Annotated in this window: 16 protein-coding genes, 2 tRNA genes and 1 pseudogene; 12 read left to right on the top strand and 7 right to left on the bottom strand. The window is 46.2% G+C overall.

The window, feature by feature from the left end; genetic code table 11:
- Positions 1–36: 36 nt before the first annotated feature.
- The 6 genes from rpoN to GWP43_RS13645 all read right to left on the bottom strand — a co-directional run bounded on the left by rpoN (position 37) and on the right by GWP43_RS13645 (position 5,163).
- Complete coding sequence (gene rpoN / locus GWP43_RS13670) at positions 37–1,569, bottom strand: RNA polymerase factor sigma-54 (protein ID WP_230977738.1); 1,533 nt, start codon at positions 1,567–1,569, stop codon at positions 37–39.
- A complete protein-coding gene (locus GWP43_RS13665) occupies positions 1,533–2,555 on the bottom strand; it encodes an omptin family outer membrane protease (RefSeq protein WP_230977737.1) in 1,023 nt (340 codons plus the stop codon). The genes rpoN and GWP43_RS13665 overlap by 37 nt, the downstream gene beginning before the upstream one ends.
- A 106-nt stretch (positions 2,556–2,661) precedes the next feature.
- Positions 2,662–2,733 (bottom strand) — tRNA-Pro (locus tag GWP43_RS13660).
- Positions 2,734–2,797: 64 nt separating this feature from the next.
- A tRNA-Asp gene (locus tag GWP43_RS13655) sits at positions 2,798–2,872 on the bottom strand.
- Between the two features lie 78 nt (positions 2,873–2,950).
- Positions 2,951–3,961, bottom strand: a complete 1,011-nt coding sequence (locus GWP43_RS13650) for a permease (RefSeq protein ID WP_162664613.1) — start codon at positions 3,959–3,961, stop codon at positions 2,951–2,953.
- A gap of 11 nt (positions 3,962–3,972) precedes the next feature.
- On the bottom strand, positions 3,973–5,163 hold the full coding sequence (locus tag GWP43_RS13645; RefSeq protein ID WP_162664612.1) for a THUMP domain-containing class I SAM-dependent RNA methyltransferase: 1,191 nt from the start codon (positions 5,161–5,163) through the stop codon (positions 3,973–3,975).
- 175 nt (positions 5,164–5,338) lie between these two features.
- Here GWP43_RS13645 and GWP43_RS13640 point away from each other — a divergent pair, with 175 nt between their 5' ends.
- The 6 genes and pseudogenes from GWP43_RS13640 to GWP43_RS15470 all read left to right on the top strand — a co-directional run bounded on the left by GWP43_RS13640 (position 5,339) and on the right by GWP43_RS15470 (position 11,067).
- Positions 5,339–6,460, top strand: coding sequence for an ABC transporter ATP-binding protein (locus GWP43_RS13640; RefSeq protein WP_162664611.1), 1,122 nt, complete (start codon positions 5,339–5,341; stop codon positions 6,458–6,460).
- A 14-nt stretch (positions 6,461–6,474) separates the two neighbouring features.
- Positions 6,475–7,332, top strand: a complete 858-nt coding sequence (locus GWP43_RS13635) for an ABC transporter permease (protein WP_162664610.1) — start codon at positions 6,475–6,477, stop codon at positions 7,330–7,332.
- An 18-nt stretch (positions 7,333–7,350) separates the two neighbouring features.
- Complete coding sequence (locus GWP43_RS13630; protein WP_162664609.1) at positions 7,351–8,283, top strand: ABC transporter permease; 933 nt, start codon at positions 7,351–7,353, stop codon at positions 8,281–8,283.
- Between the two features lie 17 nt (positions 8,284–8,300).
- Positions 8,301–9,185, top strand: a complete 885-nt coding sequence (locus GWP43_RS13625) for a hypothetical protein (RefSeq protein ID WP_162664608.1) — start codon at positions 8,301–8,303, stop codon at positions 9,183–9,185.
- Complete coding sequence (locus tag GWP43_RS13620) at positions 9,182–9,940, top strand: YfcE family phosphodiesterase (protein ID WP_162664607.1); 759 nt, start codon at positions 9,182–9,184, stop codon at positions 9,938–9,940. Before GWP43_RS13625 ends, GWP43_RS13620 begins: the two co-directional genes overlap by 4 nt.
- Positions 9,941–10,029: 89 nt before the next feature.
- Positions 10,030–11,067, top strand: a pseudogene (locus tag GWP43_RS15470) (PTS transporter subunit IIC).
- Between the two features lie 30 nt (positions 11,068–11,097).
- Here GWP43_RS15470 and GWP43_RS13610 read toward each other — a convergent pair.
- Positions 11,098–12,111, bottom strand: a complete 1,014-nt coding sequence (locus tag GWP43_RS13610; protein WP_230977734.1) for a hypothetical protein — start codon at positions 12,109–12,111, stop codon at positions 11,098–11,100.
- 232 nt (positions 12,112–12,343) lie between these two features.
- On the opposite strand from GWP43_RS13610, the gene coaD reads away from it, so the two are divergent.
- The 6 genes from coaD (at position 12,344) to GWP43_RS13585 (ending at position 18,840) form a co-directional block, all read left to right on the top strand.
- Positions 12,344–12,829, top strand: a complete 486-nt coding sequence (gene coaD / locus GWP43_RS13605; RefSeq protein WP_162664606.1) for a pantetheine-phosphate adenylyltransferase — start codon at positions 12,344–12,346, stop codon at positions 12,827–12,829.
- A 237-nt stretch (positions 12,830–13,066) separates the two neighbouring features.
- Positions 13,067–14,731 carry a formate--tetrahydrofolate ligase gene (locus GWP43_RS13600; protein WP_162664605.1) on the top strand — a complete coding sequence of 555 codons (1,665 nt, stop codon included), beginning with the start codon at positions 13,067–13,069 and terminating at the stop codon, positions 14,729–14,731.
- 23 nt (positions 14,732–14,754) lie between these two features.
- On the top strand, positions 14,755–14,976 hold the full coding sequence (locus tag GWP43_RS15100) for a branched-chain amino acid transport system II carrier protein (RefSeq protein WP_230977733.1): 222 nt from the start codon (positions 14,755–14,757) through the stop codon (positions 14,974–14,976).
- Entirely contained in the window at positions 14,936–16,084 is a 1,149-nt protein-coding gene (brnQ, locus tag GWP43_RS13595) for a branched-chain amino acid transport system II carrier protein (protein ID WP_230977732.1), read from the top strand. Before GWP43_RS15100 ends, brnQ begins: the two co-directional genes overlap by 41 nt.
- A 35-nt stretch (positions 16,085–16,119) precedes the next feature.
- Positions 16,120–17,628, top strand: a complete 1,509-nt coding sequence (locus tag GWP43_RS13590; RefSeq protein ID WP_162664604.1) for a flotillin family protein — start codon at positions 16,120–16,122, stop codon at positions 17,626–17,628.
- A gap of 54 nt (positions 17,629–17,682) precedes the next feature.
- Positions 17,683–18,840 carry a peptidoglycan DD-metalloendopeptidase family protein gene (locus GWP43_RS13585; RefSeq protein ID WP_162664603.1) on the top strand — a complete coding sequence of 386 codons (1,158 nt, stop codon included), beginning with the start codon at positions 17,683–17,685 and terminating at the stop codon, positions 18,838–18,840.
- The last annotated feature ends 13 nt before the right edge of the window (positions 18,841–18,853 follow it).

Below are 18,853 nucleotides of genomic sequence, written 5' to 3'. Positions count from 1 at the left end.
AAAAAACAGAAAATTGTCAAGAATTGGATTGAACCATTAGGCTCTATTATATGACGAACCGATGTCAAGTTCCTTCCTGTATTTTGCAACGGTACGGCGAGCAATGGAAACTCCATATTTCTCCTGCAATAAGGCGGAAATTTGTTGATCTGAAATCTTTGAGCCTTTTGCGCTTTGTTCGATCAGTATCTCTTTAATACAATCTTTTACCCCTTCTCGTGTTGAGGGGATACCGGTTGATACGAAAGTATTGGATTTCGAAGAAATTTGAGGCTGTACCGCTACCGAATTGGTAAAAAAGTATCGAATTTCAAAAGTACCCCACTGGCACTGTACATATTTCCCCGCGACAGCCCTTGATACAGTAGATTCGTGGATATCCAGTTCTCTTGCTATCTGTTGCTGAGTCAGTGGAAGCAGCTGCCTCTTATCACCGGTTAAGAAGAAAGCTTCTTGAGCCGAAACAATTTTACGCAGTACATCGACAATTGTTCTTTCTCGCTGGTTTAAACTTCCGATAAAAGCTTTCGCTTTTTGAATTTGCTCCTTTATATAGGTTTTATCGGTGGTATCTTTCGTATGGCTTATTAAGTTCTGAAATTCAGGCGAGATGGTAAGAAGCGGCACTTCAAAATCATTTATTTTTATACTGAACTCTTGGTTATCTCGTTCGATGGTGGCTGTCGGAACAATATACTCATCAGGTGTTATATCTGTGGTGAGACCCCTTCCCGGGAAAGGATTAAGTGAGGCGATTAGAGACAAAATATCTTCCGCATTCTCTTGGGTTAGTTTATAAGGAATTGCCGGATCTTCATTGACGGCACGGGCGAGTGAATATGGACGAGCTTTTTCCAGATAAGCAAAATGATTTGCTAAAATATCGATAGTATAAGCATAAACAGGGTCGATTTTGGTCTTCTTGTGGAATAATATCTTTGCTTGAACTAAAAGTGCTTGCTTAAAATCCTGCGTTGCGCATCCAATAGGGTCAAGCTGTCGAATAATCGATAATGCATGACATATTTTATGCCGTGTAAAAGCAATGCTTTTTTCGCCTTTATTTTTAGAGAGCTCCTCTTTAAAAAGTTCGTTTAGCGGAACGACATGGAAACCGTCATTCGTTAAATTTCCAATAATTCGTTCGGCAAAAGAGAGAGTGAGCGGATCCAGCTTGTGGATAAATAGTTGTTCCAAAAGGTGTCTTTGTAAGCTCTGCTGCTGAGGCGCCGGAATATTTTCTAAGAAAGTCTGGAATACGTCGCTTGCTTCCGTCGAAAAGGCTGACGATGTTCGGTCGTTGCGGTAGTACGGTTCTTTCCGTTCGAGCAGTTTTGTCTGATCTGTTGATGTAGGAGGTATTTGTTGTGTTCCGTGGACAAGCTCTAAGGCAGGATTTTCGGCAAGCTCTTCCGCAATTCTTTCTCGAAGTTCGACGGTCGGCATTGCCAATATATCCAGCGATTGGATTTGACTTTGACTCATCCGCTGCTCAAGCCGTTGCCCGAGCGTTTGCCCCATCTGCTGCATGGTTACCGGCCTATCCGGAAGGCACACCCGATCGAGCAAGTACAACCGCGTAAAGACGTGCCTGCGGAATTGGGCGGTGTATAGGAGCTTGGCTTAGTTGAGGTGATGTCATTATAAATAATACTACTACCTTCCATTGTTATACAATACTGATAAAAAAGATTAATGAATACTAAAAGGAACGGCAAGCAGTTCCAATGTAACCGGAGATTACCGTGCATTGCCCATCCGCCGCCCAGAATGTCAATATATCGCATATTAGCAGCATGGTGGATATCTTCTGCGAAAGCTGTAATATCGGCAGTAAGGTGAAAATCCGATAAAAGCGTTAGTTTATGAGGGAGCGTTGCTTCAAAACCGACTCCTATTGCGGGCATCATTACTTGTTGACGGTATGATATTGCCGATCCTATATGCGGCATCCTAGGTAATGCCGGACTCCACGGTTCATACGTTCCGTCAAACTTTTTTTCTGCATATTGCAGATAGCCGCCGTAAGAATGCCAGCTGATTGTTGAGTAGTAAAAACTGAGCATCGGTTCTACTGTCACTGCAATACCGGCGCTCCTCATTGCTGCTGATTGCGGCATCGGCAACTGTAAACCGAGTTTTGCCATCCAGCTTAGCCCGTTAATAATTGTACAGTTATGTTTGGAAAATTTGGTTATTCCCGCCTGCGGAGGAGTCGTCAGAATCCCCTCAAAGTCCGAATCGGTCATGGGTGCGGTAGCCATCGGCTGCATAAATGAAATATTCCCTTCAAGATGAATCCCTTTCGGGAAATATACGCCGCCGTGAATCGTATAAGAAGCCGAAGGTGTAAGCGGCCATTTTAGATCACTTAGAATGGCATCATAACGGCACACATACTCGCGACTTTCGGCAATCATGGTGTTGAACGAAAATGCGATAAATCCGCTTACCGGAAATTTTTTTGTCTTGTCAGCAGTATCGAGAGGCTTTGCGCCTTGGGCTAAAAGTATTGGTGGTAAGAGGAAAAAAATGATAAAAAATATTGAAAACAAGCGACACGGCCGCATAGCGGAACTATAGTCTTAATTTGTAATCTACTCAATATCTCAAATGGAATGCTGCTGATAAATTTTTTTGCTTTTTCAACTTTAGGAGAGATCGGGCAGGGGGGATTTGAACCCCCGACTTCTTGATCCCGAACCAAGCGCGCTACCCCTGCGCTACTGCCCGTTTGTGTGATTATATCTTAACGATTATAAAAATAAAAGCTCACCACTTGCGCGGTGAGCTTCTTCGGGAGCGACGGGGCTCGAACCCGCGATCTCCGGCGTGACAGGCCAGCGCGATAAACCAGCTTCGCTACGCCCCCGTAATGGCGGTAATAATATACCCATTTAAATAAAAAGTCAAGGGGAATATTGGGAAATTTTCTCCGAAGCTTCTTTAATCATAAAACCAATCGCATTAACAATGAAATCCCGATAAAATTGATTGCCGTGATAATAAGGGTAAGTTCTATCACAAACCGCTTTTTAAACAAAGATAACAGCATAAACAAATTTTTTATATCCATCATCGGGCCGTATACTAAAAAACCGAGAATTGAACCGGAGGGAAATCTGTTTAAAAAGCTGCGGGCGATAAAAGCATCGGAGGTGGAGCAAGCGGAAAATACAAAGGCGAAAAACATCATCACAAGAAGCGAACCTGCCGCACTGCCGCTTGTTATGCTGAACAATTCCTGAGGCACAGCCGCGCGTATCAGCGCGGTGGTAAACGCACCGAGGATTAAAAAGGGGCCTGCGGTAAAAAATTCCGAACAGGTGTGCATCAATAGGGCGTATACTTTTGCTTGCAGCCATTGCAGTTTGCTTTCTGCAGCGGTGTCGCCGAAATTGTCTGATTGAGGTTCGCTACTGCTGTTCTGCGCACTTGTTCTGCCTGTTGCAAGGCGAAACGCTGTATCCACATCCACGCCGCCAAAGATGTGCGGCTGCGCTGCCGGTTCCCTATCAAAATCTTCCTTTAAGTATTTTTCTTCAGGGTAGAACAGCAATATCAATCCTATACCGAAGGCAATTGTCAGCCCGAAGCACAGCCGATAGAACGTTACGGCTGGTTGTTGCGGGAAAGCGTACAGGGTCGAAACAATCGAAATAGGGTTGACGATGGGGGAAGCAAGCATAAAAGTAACCGCGATAGGCATCGCGACACCTTTTTTAATGAGGCTGCGCATCAATGGAACGGCAGCACATTCGCAGACGGGGAACAACGCTCCGGCAAAGAGCGCCGTTAAAAAGCCGATCCCGTATTTTTTAGGAAAAATCTTGATCAGCAGCCGGTCGGGAACAAAAGCGTATAGCGTCGAGGACAAAAGCGCTCCCAGCAGCATGAACGGCACCGCTTGCAACACGATGCCGGTAAAAACGGTATGTATGGTAGAAAAAAATGCCTGCATATAAAACCTTTCTACAACCCGTAATAATACAGGCAGGTGTCGAGGTTGCCACTCTTTAACGGCCGCTTTTTGAGCGTAATGCCTGCACGCAGGAATATGTCCGCAAAAGCCGGTTTATCGGTAATAAAACCTAAGCGCCAGTTTTGAAACTCGTGCGGAATGGACGTCATTTTTTCGTAGAGCGCGGTTGCTTCCTGTTCATCCCCGAGGCGGTCTCCGTAAGGCGGATTGGAAAGAAGCACTCCTTCGGGATACGGCGCGGCAAGTTCGCTAAAATCAGCTTGGATAAATTCGGGGCGCGGGATACGGTTATCTTTTCCAATCCGCTGCAGCGCTTTACCTGCAAGCATACAGGCACGCTCTGCATTGGCTTGCGCAAGCCGCACCGCCTCCGGATCGTTGTCGGAACCGCTCACCCGTACCAAGCAATCCGTGCGGATATTGAGCGTACCGCGCCGGCGTTCTTCTTCAATGAGCTGCCGGTCTTTTTTAGACGAATAGCAGGCAAAGGTTTCAAAGGCAAAGCTGCGGCCGATTCCGGGCGGAATATTATAGGCATACCACACCGCTTCAATCGGGATGGTACCCGACCCGCAAAAAGCGTCGTGCAGCGGCAGCTTCCGTTTCCATTGCATACACTGCAACAAAACAGCCGCCAGCGTTTCTCTCATCGGCGCGGTGCCTCCGCTTAAGCGGTATCCCCGCCGGTGTAGCGGCTCTCCCGAAAGGTCGAGCAGCAGATACACGCGGTTATGTTCTATATATATGCGTATGCTGTACTCCTTCCCCGTTTCCGGTAATACATCCATCTTCCATGCGGAACAGAGCGCGGTACATACCGCCTTATGAACAGCTCGCTGCACTGCATGTTCGGAAGCGAGTTTACTCTTAAAGGTTCTCACCTTGTCTACCGTTATCTTGGAATCTTTGGAAAAAAAACGCTGCCAATCCACCGCGGCAACGGTGTCATACAACGTATCGAAGTTATCAGCGGCAAATTCTTTCAGGACGAGATAGAGCCTGTCCGCAGTGCGGAGATAAAAGTTTGCACGCATGATGCTTACAACTTCCGGCTCCTTCAGCGTAGGGGTAATAAAAACACGTCCCGGCAATCGGTTAACCGGTTTAAAGTCTAACAGTTTTAATTCATTTGAAAGGATCGGCTCGGCGCCGACTGCGCAAAGCGCTAAAAATTCAAGCATGAAAGGACTATATCGATTTTTTTTGCTTTATACAATTGGAGGAACGAACAAATTTATATATTGACATAAACCGCTAAATGTTTCAAATATAGTAGGTCATCTCTAAAAGTTCGCTTATCGGCTAAACGTTTTTTAGAGGTGCCCTATAACAAGCTGAAGGGGGCGCGATGCGTCAGTGAAAGGGTGCGAAATTTCAATCGAAAATGTGTCAAAAACATTTGGTGATTTTCATGCAGTGGATAATGCGGTTATCCACATTAAGCGCGGGGAGTTTTTTTCGCTGTTGGGGCCTTCCGGCTGCGGAAAAACAACGCTGCTGCGCATTATTGCCGGATTTGAACAGCCGGATTCGGGGATTATAACCTTTGATGGGCTAAATATTGTCGGCATAGAAGCTCACAAACGGCAATCGAATACCGTTTTTCAAACCTATGCGCTCTTTCCGCACCTGTCAGTGTATGAAAACGTTGCCTTTCCGCTTAGGATTCGCAAACGCCCGCAGGAAGAAATTGATCGGCAGGTTAAAGAATATCTGCATTTGGTGCAGCTTGATGCGCATATCTACAAAAAGCCATCCCAACTTTCCGGTGGGCAGAAGCAGCGGGTTGCCATTGCCCGTGCGCTGATTAATGAACCGCGGGTGCTGCTCTTGGATGAACCGCTTTCCGCATTGGACGCAAAGTTACGGGCAAATCTTTTAATTGAGCTTGATAAACTGCACGACCAAATCGGCATTACCTTTATTTTTGTAACGCATGATCAAAGCGAAGCGCTGTCCGTTTCCGACCGTATTGCAGTGATGAATCAAGGGAAGGTGCTGCAAATCGGTAGTCCGTATGAAATCTACGAACAGCCTGCCACAGCTTTTGTCGCAAAATTTATCGGCGAAACAAACCTCTTTGATGCAACCGTGGTTGCGTGCGAGCCGCATACGGACGGCTTTATGGTTACGCTTGACACACCGGCGCTGGGAACTTTGGTTAAGATTACCGACTACGATAAAACCGAAGTGGGGCAGCCGGTATGCTTTACCGTGCGGCCGGAAAAAATCCGCATCTCGTTGGAAAAGCCGTCTTCTTTGACAAAGGAATTGAATGTTTTCCGCGGGGAAGTTGAAGAACCGGTGTATTCCGGTTTTCAGTCTAAGTTTTTTGTAAAGTTGGAATGCGGTACGGTGGTACAAGTTTTTAAGCAGCATCAAAATTATCTTGAAGACGGGCCGGAAATCGAGTGGAAGGATACGGTATATGTTTCGTGGGCGGCCAATGACGGCTACATCGTCGAAGATTTAACATAAAGGTATATAAGACTATGGTACAAGATCATTCCCGGCGGCGGTACGCCTTTTTGTATACCTTTCCGATGGCAGCATGGTTTACCGTCTTTTTTGTGCTGCCACTTCTCATCATCGGCGTGTATAGTTTTCTTCAAAAAGGATTATACGGCGGAGTTGTACGGCATTTCACGTTCAGCGCATATATACAGCTTTTTACCGCAAGCTACGGGCTATTATTTGTGCGGACGCTCTGTGTCAGTATTGCGGTAACGCTGATTTGCATCCTACTGGCGCTTCCCGCCGGATATGCAATTGCACGGAGTAAGCATCAGCTGTTCTTTTTGGTTTTGATTATCATTCCTTTTTGGACAAACTCATTGATTAGAATTAATGCATGGATTTCGATACTCGGTACTCAAGGCTTCCTCAATGGGCTTTTAAAAAGACTGCACCTCATTACGGAAAGCATTCCGTTTTTATATAACCGGCAGGCGGTGATACTCGTGCTGGTATACATGTTTATCCCGTATGCGATTTTTCCGATTTTTTCGGCAATCGACAAGTTTGACTTTTCGCTGTTGGAAGCGGCACGCGATCTCGGCGCTACTAAAACAGAGGCTATCTTTAAGGTTATGCTGCCGAATATCCGTGCCGGAATTCTAACCGCCGTCATCTTTACCTTTATTCCGGTATTCGGTTCTTATACCGTACCGCTCCTTGTCGGCGGTAAGGATTCTTATATGATCGGTAATCTGATTGTCGATCAAGTAACGAAGATCCGCAATTGGCCGCTCGCCTCAGCCTTTTCGGTGCTTATTACCGTCGTGAGCGCTGCCGGTGTCCTCTGGATGATGTACGCCAGCTTTAAGCAAGAAAAGCAGGCTGTAAAATAGTGATGATAAGGAGTGAGCATGTCTGATATACCGCAAGATATTCAACAGCAATTACCGGTTCCGTACCGTCATAGTCCGGTAAAAAGCCCGTATCGGCGGTTGATTCAAAAATTCGGGAAAAGCAAGCGGGATTCCGAACCGGCGCGTCATGCCCGTCGTGCCTATAAGAATCTTAATAGCTCTTGGTTTTCTTCTACGGTATTGACCTTTGTGCTGCTGTTTTTGGTTTTACCTCTTGCGATTATCGCAGTGTTTTCTTTTAACGAAGGCAAGGCGATTGTATGGTCGGGCTTTTCGCTCAAATGGTATGCCGCACTTTTCTTGGAATCCGAAAAACTATGGACTTCATTTTGGCACAGCATACTTATTGCCTTTGTTTCCGCATTTTGTTCCGTTGTTATTGGTACCTTTGCAGGGCTCGGTGTACAGTGGTACCGGTTCCGGGGTAGAGGGTATGTGCAAGCGGTAAGTATTCTCCCGATGGTGCTGCCGGAAGTTGTTATCGGTATGTCTACGCTGATTTTCTTTTCGGCAATCAACATACCGCTCGGCTTTCTTTCAATTATTATTGCACATATTACCTTCTGTTTGCCCTTTGTGTTTTTGCTGGTGCTCGCACGCCTTGAAGAATTCGATTTTTCAATTGTCGAAGCCGCACACGACCTCGGTGCAACGGAGCGGCAGACCTTATTTAAAGTGGTGATCCCGGCGATTTTCCCGGCCATTTTATCCGGTTTTTTTATGTCGGTTACCCTGTCGCTTGAAGACTTTGTAATTACTTTTTTTGTGTCAGGCCCCGGTTCTACAACGCTGCCGCTTTATGTTTTTTCGATGGTGCGGTACGGTATTTCGCCGGTGATCAACGCGCTTTCCCTTATCATGATTTTAGGGACAATGTTGATTGCTTTTATTTTGCGTAATTTTTTAAAAGGAATCGCGGCCTCAAATTAAATGCTGCGGATTTGATTATGAGAAAAAATACTGAGATATCCTCCCCGGTTGCAGTGCATCCCGCATATCTGCGGAGCGAGGGGGCACTGCGCCGCTTCTTGAGGCAAACTATTATCCGTACCGGTTTCATAATTTTAATTGCTGCCATAATCGCCTTTGCTGTTTCCTGCGGCGAGAAAAGCGGTTCATACGGGCAATCTCATCAAAAAAAAGAATTGAACCACAGACTTCTCTTTGTGCTGGGAAAGGATTTTTATCAATATTCAGACCTTTTTACTTATCTTTCGAAAATCTATGATTCGGAGAGCCTAAAGGTAAATCTGCATATTTTAAGCTACAGCGATATGACCGCTAAGACAAAACAGCCGCGGCTTTCGATGATCACCGAACGGCTTGCGGCACAACCTGTTGAAGCGCTCATTTCTATCGGCATTCCCGAAGGCGGCGCCCGCATACTGCGTATCGCTAAAGAAAAATACCCTGACTTGCATATTTTTTCCCTGTTGCCGGTAGAAGAGATTTTGCCGCTCGAAGCCTACAGCGATGTCGTTGTGGACTTTGAACTGCCCGACTCGTTTGCAAAGGCCGACAGGGCGGTGGATATCCCCGCACATGATGTACAGACGCTGGTGCTCTGTGCCGTAACCGCTGTAGAACAAATCGATGAGTTGCCGGAACAGGAGCCGTTCCCGCGGTTTGCGCGGGCAGTTGCAACAACGGTCGACGTATTAAAAAGGCAGGGAATAGCGGCATGGGGCGGTATACCGTATGTGCTGCAGCCCTATAAAGACCCTGAACTGAATATCCGTTCATATAATTATCTTATTTTGACGTCGCCTTCGACCGGCGGGCGGGCAGATAGCGAAGAACTGGAAATGAGCGCCGTAGGGGAAAAACAATGAACCGTTTTACCTGCTGCGAGAATGGCGTTATTGCGGACGGGGCTTTCTGTAACCGGCTGCAGAAAGCGGATACCGCTTCCATTCTGCTGCTTTCCGACACGCACGGAGCAGTGGATGCAGTGCAGTGGATTCTATCGAATTTTAGCGAGGAATGCCAAGCTTGCCTTTTTGCCGGAGACGGCGCTCAGGATATCATAACCGTTGTGCGCGAAGCTACCACCGGCCTGATAACCGTTCCACCGGTTATTATTATGGCACAAGGAAATTGCGATAGCCAGCTCTATCCGCCGATTTTTCCCGACAGCGAAAACTCGAAGCCATTCGGGCTGCCGGTATATCAGCAAAAGACGATCGCAGGGCAGCATATTTTATTGGCGCACGGACATTTGCACCATGTTGAGCTTGACGGGCGTAAACTGAGCATGACAGCTGAAAGCCTCGGCTGCACCATCGCCGTATACGGGCATACGCATATTCAAAGTATCGAATGTTTCGGCGGCGTTACGGCTGTCAATCCCGGTAGCCCCTTGCGTCCCCGCGGTAAATCCTACGGAGGCTTTGCTGTCCTCGCTATTGGCAATACAAAAAAGACGCCCAACCGAACGGCTGCAGAAACCGATGCCGGAATTGCCGACACGGGCGGCGCAGTGATTGGCAAACGCGGAGAACTGAAACTATATGCATTAACAAAGAAAAACGCCGGCGCTTTTTCCGCCGCCGTACATGCGGTTTATCCTATTTATGAGCATCTCTAAATCTCGATTGTTTTTTTAGAGGTTCCTTCTTGTAAAAAATAGTGCAGGGGATTAAACTCTCCGCACGAATAAGGGAGATTTGTCTTGATATGAACAAATTACAGTTTTTCTTAAAAAAGAAAGATATAGAGATTTCCGGTAAGCGGTATTTTATTGATGCAATGAGCGCAATGGCAATGGGACTTTTTTCATCCTTGCTTGTCGGAACAATCCTGAGAACCGTAGGGCAGCAGCTGCATATTACCTTTTTGACCGACACCATTTGGCCGATATGCCGCGATATGACGGGAGCCGCCATCGGTATTGCCGTTGCGCACTCGCTTAAAGCACACACCTTTGTCTTGTTCTCCGCCTCTATTGTCGGGTATGCCGGTAATATGTTCGGCGGTGCAGTCGGCGCTTTTTATTTCGGCCATTGTCGGTACCGAGCTGGGGAAACTGGTTTCAAAAGAAACAAAGATCGACCTCATTGTGACGCCAATGGTAACCATTCTTTCCGGAAGCGTAATAGCCGTCTTTTTCGGGCCGGCCGTATATGTCTGCATGTATGAATTGGCTCGGCGGTGTTATTATGACAGCGACAACTCTGCGTCCGTTCCTGATGGGTATCTGCCTTGCGGTATTGGTTGGGATCATTCTTACGCTGCCGATTAGCAGTGCGGCGCTCTGTATGATGCTTTCTCTTTCGGGGCTTGCAGGAGGCGCGGCTGCGGCGGGATGCTGCGCTCAGATGATCGGCTTTGCGGTGATGAGCTATCGTGATAACGGATTTGGCGGCAGCTTTGCAGTCGGTATCGGTACCAGTATGCTCCACATGCCGAATATTATTAAGAATCCCCGAATATGGATACCGCCGATCGCCGTTTCCGCCGTACTAGGACTGGTTTCGACTATGCTGTTAAAGTTGGAAAATACCCCTATCGGCTCCGGTATGGGAACTTGCGGATTAGTCGGCCAAATCGGCGCGCTGACGGCGATGAGTGGAACCGGGCACAGCACCGCAAGCATCTACCTTTCTATCTTGTTGCTGCACATTATCGCTCCCGCCGTACTCACAATTCTTTTTTACCGTGCCGTTGCGGAAAATCGGATGGATTAAAGACGGCGATTTAAAACTTGCGCTGTAACAGCCGTATTATGTATCGCTTAAGCCTTCTTCAAAAATAAATTGGATGTAGAGGTCTTCGAGTGTTCGCTTGGGGCCGGAGACTTGGAGTCTCCGGCGCGATTCGGCGTTGTTTTTTCCGGTCAATAAAAGAAGCATAGAAGCCGCGCGGATCATCACTCGGAAATTCTCTTTTGAAGCCGAGTAGATTATATGCTTCGTCTCTGCTGAGGGCAGAAACTTTTCTTTCCTTCAAAATATTGCGGATAAAATTGATCTTTTCATAAGAGATACCGAATAAGAATTCTTCCAGTGCTTGGCCGATTTCAGGGTCTGCCAATTTTGCAATCATAAACCGTTCCCACGATTCATCCAGCTCCATAGAAAGCAAAAAGAGTTCACTTACGCCAAGCATGGAACCGAAGTTCGGTGCAAGTTTATTCCGCGCTGCCCAAACCTTGTGCAAAACAGGGGCAAAGGATGATGAGTGTTCGTCCAGTCGATGCTCCCATAATTCCGTCAATAATTCCGCTATTTCTTTTCGTGTTTCATGCTGAAGATCGGCATTATCAAGGAGCATTGTATACACATCCTCGACCATGAGTGCAAACATAGAGCGCAATGTAATTCGTCGCAGCGCTTGGATATCTTTTTCTTCAAAAAAAGCGTTCATCGCTATTTTGGTGAGTGCGGAAAATGTCTGAAATTTTGCAATAAGAAAGCTTTTACCGAGAATAACCTTTGTCGGTAAAGTGAGCAAGCGTGAGGAAGGGGCGCTGCTGCAGAGTGTGTCTATTAATGTTTCTGTCGATCGGTGTTCTCCTGCAAGAACAGTGCTGCGTTGTATCGAAGGATAACGGGAGACAGCCATGGCCACTTGTTCTAATGTTGTAATACAGTTTGCAATGTTGCTCAGTACCCCGGGAGCATAAGCTTGTAAGCTTTTTAAGATCTGGTCGATTACGGCGTATTCGTCTTTATCGAATACTACAATATCGGCTGAATTGCTTCCATCTTCGGGTGTGTATGGCATTGAGAGCGTTGCAGACAAAGATGCATAAGTCATACGAAATCAGTATAACACAAAATCCGGATTCTGCCAAACATTTTCTTGACAGATACCAGGGTGACTGCACCGAAGCAAAAACTATTTGTAGTGCCAAAAGCTATTTACGACACAAAAACTATTTGCGGTTTACTTTTTTATGCGATACAATAGAATATCGAGCACCATTAAAAATTGGCCTTGAGCTTTTTGCGGTGTTCTATCGTTATAAAATAAAGGAATATGCTTCAGTATGGTAAAAGCTGTCTTTGCAGGTTCATTTGATCCTCCTACTTTCGGACATTTAAATATTATCGAGCGGGCGCAAAAGCTTTTTCCCGAAATTCATGTTGTTATTGCTGTAAATAAAAATAAGAATTATTGTTTTTCCGGCGAAGAACGATTGGATGTTATTCAGCAGCTAGTTTCTCGGTGGAATAATGTTTCCGTACATCTGTGGGATTCGCTGATTGTCGATTATGCAAAAAAAATTAAAGCGGATGTTCTGATCCGCGGCGTCAGGAATGATAATGATTTTTTATATGAATTCGATTTGGCAATGATGAACAAGAGCTTGAACCCGCAGATCGAAACGCTATTTTTGGTGCCTGATCCTAAATTTTTTGTGCTGCGATCCAGTTCAATTAAGGAGCTTGCGGCTTTCGGCGGTGATGTATCGACTATGGTGCCGCCGATTGTAGAAGCAATGCTGAAAAAGAAATTTTCACCCAAAAAATAGCGGAGAATAGCCAAAGAATGAACATCCGTGTTCATTCTTTGGCTACGAGAGTTTGCGAAGGCAAACTCGCTGCTGCTTATAACCCCGGACATCTCTGTCCGTTCTGAAACGTTGAGGATTTTCAGTAGCGGCACGGATGCCGCTGGTTTAAACAGATGCGACAACGCAGTAGATGCACCGTATGTTTCAAAAGGACGTTGCCTTGTTTTTTTCATACGATTATTGTACACTCGGCCAATGAAAACCGATATCCAGATAGCACGCGAGACTCCTCTTAAACCGATACAAGAAATTGCATCAGAACTCCATATAGATTCTTCTGCCGTAATTCCGTATGGGTTTTATATGGCGAAGGTTCCGTATACCGCTATTATACCTTCCCGTGTAAAAGAGCATAAGCTTATCCTCGTTACCTCTATGACGCCGACAAAGGCGGGAATCGGGAAGACAACGGTTTCCATCGGTTTGGCGCTCGGCTTACAGAGAATCGGGGAAAATGCGGTGTTGGCGCTGCGTGAACCTTCGCTCGGCCCCTGCTTCGGGATGAAGGGCGGGGCGGCAGGCGGCGGTTATGCACAAGTGCTTCCAATGGAAGAAATCAATTTACACTTTACCGGCGACTTTCACGCCATTACCTCCGCGCACAACATGATCAGCGCACTGCTGGATAACTATTTGTTTAGAACGCAGAATATGCCGCAGGGTTTAAAAAAGGTAATTTGGAAACGGGTGCTTGATGTCAATGACCGTGCGCTCCGTTCAATTGTTACCGGCCTTGGTGCAGGAAACGGTGTTCCTGCCGAATCGGGATTTGACATAACCGCCGCTTCGGAAATTATGGCTATTTTGTGTTTCGCTTCCGACATCGACGATTTACGCCGCCGCATAGAAAAGATTATCCTAGGCTACCGACCGGACAATACGCCGTTTACGGTTAAAGACCTCGGTGTCGCCGGAGCAATTACCGTACTGCTTAAAAATGCGATTAATCCGAATTTGGTACAAACCACCGAAAACACTCCGGCATTTGTACACGGCGGTCGGTTTGCAAACATCGCGCACGGCTGCAATTCCGTTATTGCGACCGAAATAGCGCTTACCTACGGCGACTATGTTATTACCGAAGCGGGATTTGGAGCCGATTTAGGCGCTGAAAAATTCTTTGATATTAAATGCCGCAAGGCGGGGCTTTCGCCTGCTTTAACTGTGCTTGTCGTTACCACCGGCGGGCTTAAACTGCACGGCGGCGTTCAAGAAGCGGAGCTGTCCAAGCCCAATAAAGAGGCGTTCGTCCATGGATTTAAGAATATGGATAAACATGTTGAAAATCTGCGTAAGTTCGGACAGACGGTGTTGGTGGTATTGAATAAATATGATTACGATACCGAAGAAGAAATCGAGTGTCTTCGTGCATACTGTCGGAATATCGGAGTGCCGTTTGCCGTAAACAGCGCCTTTTCCGATGGAGGTGGAGGAGCAACGAATTTTGCCCGTACCGTTGTAGGGTTGATCGAAACGGAACCGTCGAAGCCGCTTACGTTTACATATCAGGATAGCGATGATATCAAGACTAAAATAGAAAAAATATGCAAACAGGTGTACGGCGCCAAAAATGTTGCTTACTCTGCCGATGCGGAAAAAATGCTAAAGCGGATTAGTACCTGGGGCGTCGATTCCTATCCGGTATGTATCGCAAAAACGCAGTATTCTTTTTCCGACGATCCCAAAAAGCTTGGCGTTCCGGAACAGTTCGGTATGACTGTCTGCGAAGTTATTGTAAACAATGGCGCCGAAATGATTGTGGCCGTTATGGGCGATATGATGCGGATGCCGGGGCTACCAAAAGAACCTCAGGCACTTCGCATAGATCTTGTAAACGGTTATATTGACGGATTAGCATAAATTACTATATTAGGGGGCCTGCTATGAAGAAAGGCTTTAGAGACTGTATCATTGTCGGCTTTGCACTCTTTGCAATGTTTTTTGGCGCCGGAAATCTTATCTTTCCGCCGCTGCTCGGGTTTATGACCGGCAGCAAATGGTTTATTACGTTTATCGCATTCTCTATTACAGGTATTTGTATTCCGATTTTGGGTATTTTTTGCAATGGGAAAGGCAGGCGGCGATGTACAGCACTTTGCCGGTAAGGTTCATCCCGTTTTTGCCGATGTATTCGGTACCGTTATTATGCTGGGTATCGGGCCGCTATTAGCGCTGCCGCGGACAGCCGCAACAACGTATGAGATTGGCGTACTTCCGTTTAGCGCGTCGATAAGTCCCGTTGTCAGTTCCATCGTATTCTTTACGATTGTGTTGATATTTTCGATAAAACCATCGAAAGTAATCGATACTATCGGTAAATATTTAACGCCGGTGCTTATCATTGTGCTTGCGGCTATTGTTATCCGTGCCTTTATCGCTCCGCTCGGGCCGCTGGAAAATCCTCCTCCGCAGAATTTCTTTCTAAAGGGATTTCTGGAAGGATATCAGACGATGGACGCGCTTGCGGCCATGCTGTTTGCAACGATTATCATCAATAATATCAAGGAACGGGGATACTCTGACAAAAAATCGCTGTTAAAGATCAATCTTTCTGCCGGATTAATCGCTGCGGCAGGGCTCTTGCTGGTATACGGCGGATTACTGCATGCCGGCGCTTCCGCTTCGATGGTATTTCCAAAAAGCATCAGCCGCACTGCGCTCCTCATCAATATTTGTGCGAGTTTATGGGGTAATGTCGGAACGGTTATTTTGTCGATTTCGATTGCGTTTGCCTGTATTACCACCGCAATCGGTTTAACCGCCACCGCAGGACATTTTTTTAAAAAATTATTCCATAATAAGGTCTCTTATGAAGCAATTGTCATTGTCGTGTCGGTATTCAGCTGCTGGCTTGCTAATTATGGAGTAGAAAATATCATCCGCTATTCGGTACCGCTTTTGGAAGCGTTGTATCCGGTTTGTATCCTTTTAACGGTTATGAATCTTTTGGATGACTATATCCCCAATCGGTACTACTACGTCGGCGGAACGGTCGGTACGCTTTTAGTTAGCTGTTTGCAGGCATTTGCCTCGACAGAAGGTATTGTCAACGATTTTCTCGGTCTGTTCGGCGCAAAGCCCATCTCCTTCGGTGGTTTGGCTGCGCTGTTACAAAAGCTTCCGCTTTCAAGTATCGGTATTGCGTGGCTTATTCCGGCAATCATCGGTGCGTTCTTATTCGGACTGCTTGGCGGAAAAAAGACGGATATTTAAGTATCTCAAGGTAAAAGATAGAAAAGGGGGTGTTTATGACTATCGGTATATATATCGCACTTGGATGTTTTGTATTGGCTCTTATTATCATCGTCCTTACAGGGTATGTAAAAGCTGCGCCTGATGAAGCGATTATCATATCAGGATTAAAAAAACCAAAACGCTTTTTAATCGGTCGAGCGGGTATACGAATTCCGTTTTTTGAACGAAAAGATTCGCTTGCATTGGGGCTTATTCCGATAGATGTTAAAACCTCATCGTCGGTGCCGACTGCGGATTATATCAATATTATGGTGGATGCTATTGTTAATATTAAAATATCAACAGAGAGGGAAAAGCTTGAGCACGCAACAAAGAATTTTCTGAATTTGCCGTCTGAAAATATCGGCGCTATTGCCCGTGAGGTACTTGAAGGTAATATGCGCGAAATTGTCGGAAAAATGAGTTTACAGGAAATGGTAAATGACCGACAAAAATTTGCTGAATTGGTAAAAAACAATGCGGAACCTGATTTAGCGTCGATGGGTCTCGATATTATTTCATTCAATGTGCAAAATTTTACGGATAGCGAATCAGTGATCACTAATCTCGGTATTGATAATATCGAACAAATCAGAAAAACCGCGCAAATTGCCCGCGCGGAGGCGGAACGGGATATTGCAATGGCTCAAGCGAATGCAAACAGCAAGGCGAATGAAGCGAAGGTTAGAGCCGATCAGGAAATTGCGGAACGGGAAAATCAGCTAACGATTAAAAAAGCAGAATTAAAAAAACTGAGCGATTCCAAGGAAGCCGAAGCGGCTGCGGCAGGGAAAATCCAAGAGCAGGAGCAACGTAAAACAATCGAAGAAAACACCATAAAGGCCGAGATCGCTAAACAAGAACAAGTTATAATTCTCAAGCAGAGAGAAGCCGAGGCGATGGAGCAATCTCTTGATGCCCAGATTAAGAAAAAGGCTGAAGCGGATAAATTTGCAGCCGAACAAAAGGCGGACGCAAACCTTTATACCCGTAAAAAAGAAGCGGAAGCCGCAGCGTATGAACAAAAGCAACAGGCTGAGGCGTTTAAGGCAAAGGCAGATGCTGACCGGTATATTGCGGAGCAGGAAGCGGCAGGTATCCGTGCAAAAGGAGAAGCCGAAGCGGAAGCCATAAAACTGACTGCCCTTGCCGAGGCCGAGGGTATGAAGGCGAAGGTTTTGAGTGAAGCCGAAGGTATTGATAAAAAAGCCGAAGCCATGAAGAAGATGGGGGAGGCGGCTGTTTTGGAAATGTACTTTAATGCGTTGCCGGCTGTTGCAAAAAATCTTGCCGAACCGCTTGCAAAGGTAGAAAAAATTGTAATGTACGGCGATGGAAATAATACCAAGCTTATGAAGGATATTATCGGGACTGCAAATCAAATTTTTGACGGTACGAGCGAGGCTGCCGGTTTCAATGTAAAATCGTTGCTTGCGGGTTTTTTGGGCGGAAAACTATCCGCTGTGTCCGGACAGACGGGAGCTGCCGATACGCCGCAATCGGATAATCAGCCAAAAGAATAATGGTTGAGAAATTAGAGGTCTTTTGTCTTCCGGTTTTTTGCCGATAGTGTAACTATGGATATAATAACGTATCATGCGTCCGATATGGACTTGTTGCAAAGCGATCCGATGTCATTTGCCGTTCAGGTAAAGCATAGAAATGAATATATAGGAAGACCGGCGCAGCAGGCAGCGGTTGTGGCCGATATGCGTTTTTTCTCCGGTTTTAGCGGAGGGGAGGTGCCGTATACAAAACCGCGGACTGCTTCTAACAGGGCTATACCGCGTATACGGTTTAATCCTTTGCCTTTTTTGCTGGTTTTCAGTATTCTATATGCAGTGTTAGCGCTTCCGCTGTTGCGCGGTGGTGCCGGTGCTTATTCCATCCGTACATTGAGCTTTGGTGAGGAGCCTTCGTTTGGGCGTGCGCTGCATTCATATATTTTCCCCGAACAGGAAACCTTTACCGATCAAGGAGCTGTGCCTGCTTCAGATGGTTATGTTTCGGCGGTAACGTTTAAAGATTATACGGTGAGAAAGGGAGATACTGTCAGCGGTATTGCTTCTCGAGCCGGATTACGGAATTTCGGAACGCTGTTGTCGGTAAATAACATCGATAACGCCCGTCGAATCAGTGCCGGGCAGGTATTACGGGTACCTTCAACGGACGGTCTTTTGTACACGGTTAAAAAGAACGAAACCCTTGCGGGCATCGCTGCTGCGCATAACGTAAGCGTTACCGTTTTGCTCGATGCGAACGATTTAACGCAGGAAACCCTGTCCGTCGGACAAAAGCTTTTTATTCCCGGTGCGGCGCTTTCGTCTTTTGAGCTGCGGAAAGCGCTTGGTGAACTATTTATCTATCCGATACGCGGTAGACTTACCTCACCGTTTGGATACCGGAGCGATCCCTTTACAGGGGTACGAAGTTTTCATTCAGGCGTTGATTTGGCAGCACCGATAGGGACATCCGTTAAGGCAACACTCGACGGAAGGATTGCCGAAACGGGGTTTAATCGTATTTTTGGTAATTATATCATTATTACTCATGATAGAGGCTATCAGTCTCTTTACGGTCATTTATCTGCGATTTATGTAAAGCGAGGGCAGTATGTTACACAAGGTGCGGCCGTGGGGGCGGTCGGTAATACCGGATATTCTACGGGGCCTCATTTACATTTGTCTATTTATAAAAATGGGAGATTGATCAATCCCTTCTCCGTTTTAAAATAGGTAATTATTACTA

The organism is Treponema vincentii (assembly GCF_010365865.1).
In the GTDB taxonomy this organism is placed as follows: Bacteria; Spirochaetota; Spirochaetia; order Treponematales; family Treponemataceae; genus Treponema.
This window is presented reverse-complemented; position numbering and strand designations above follow the sequence as displayed.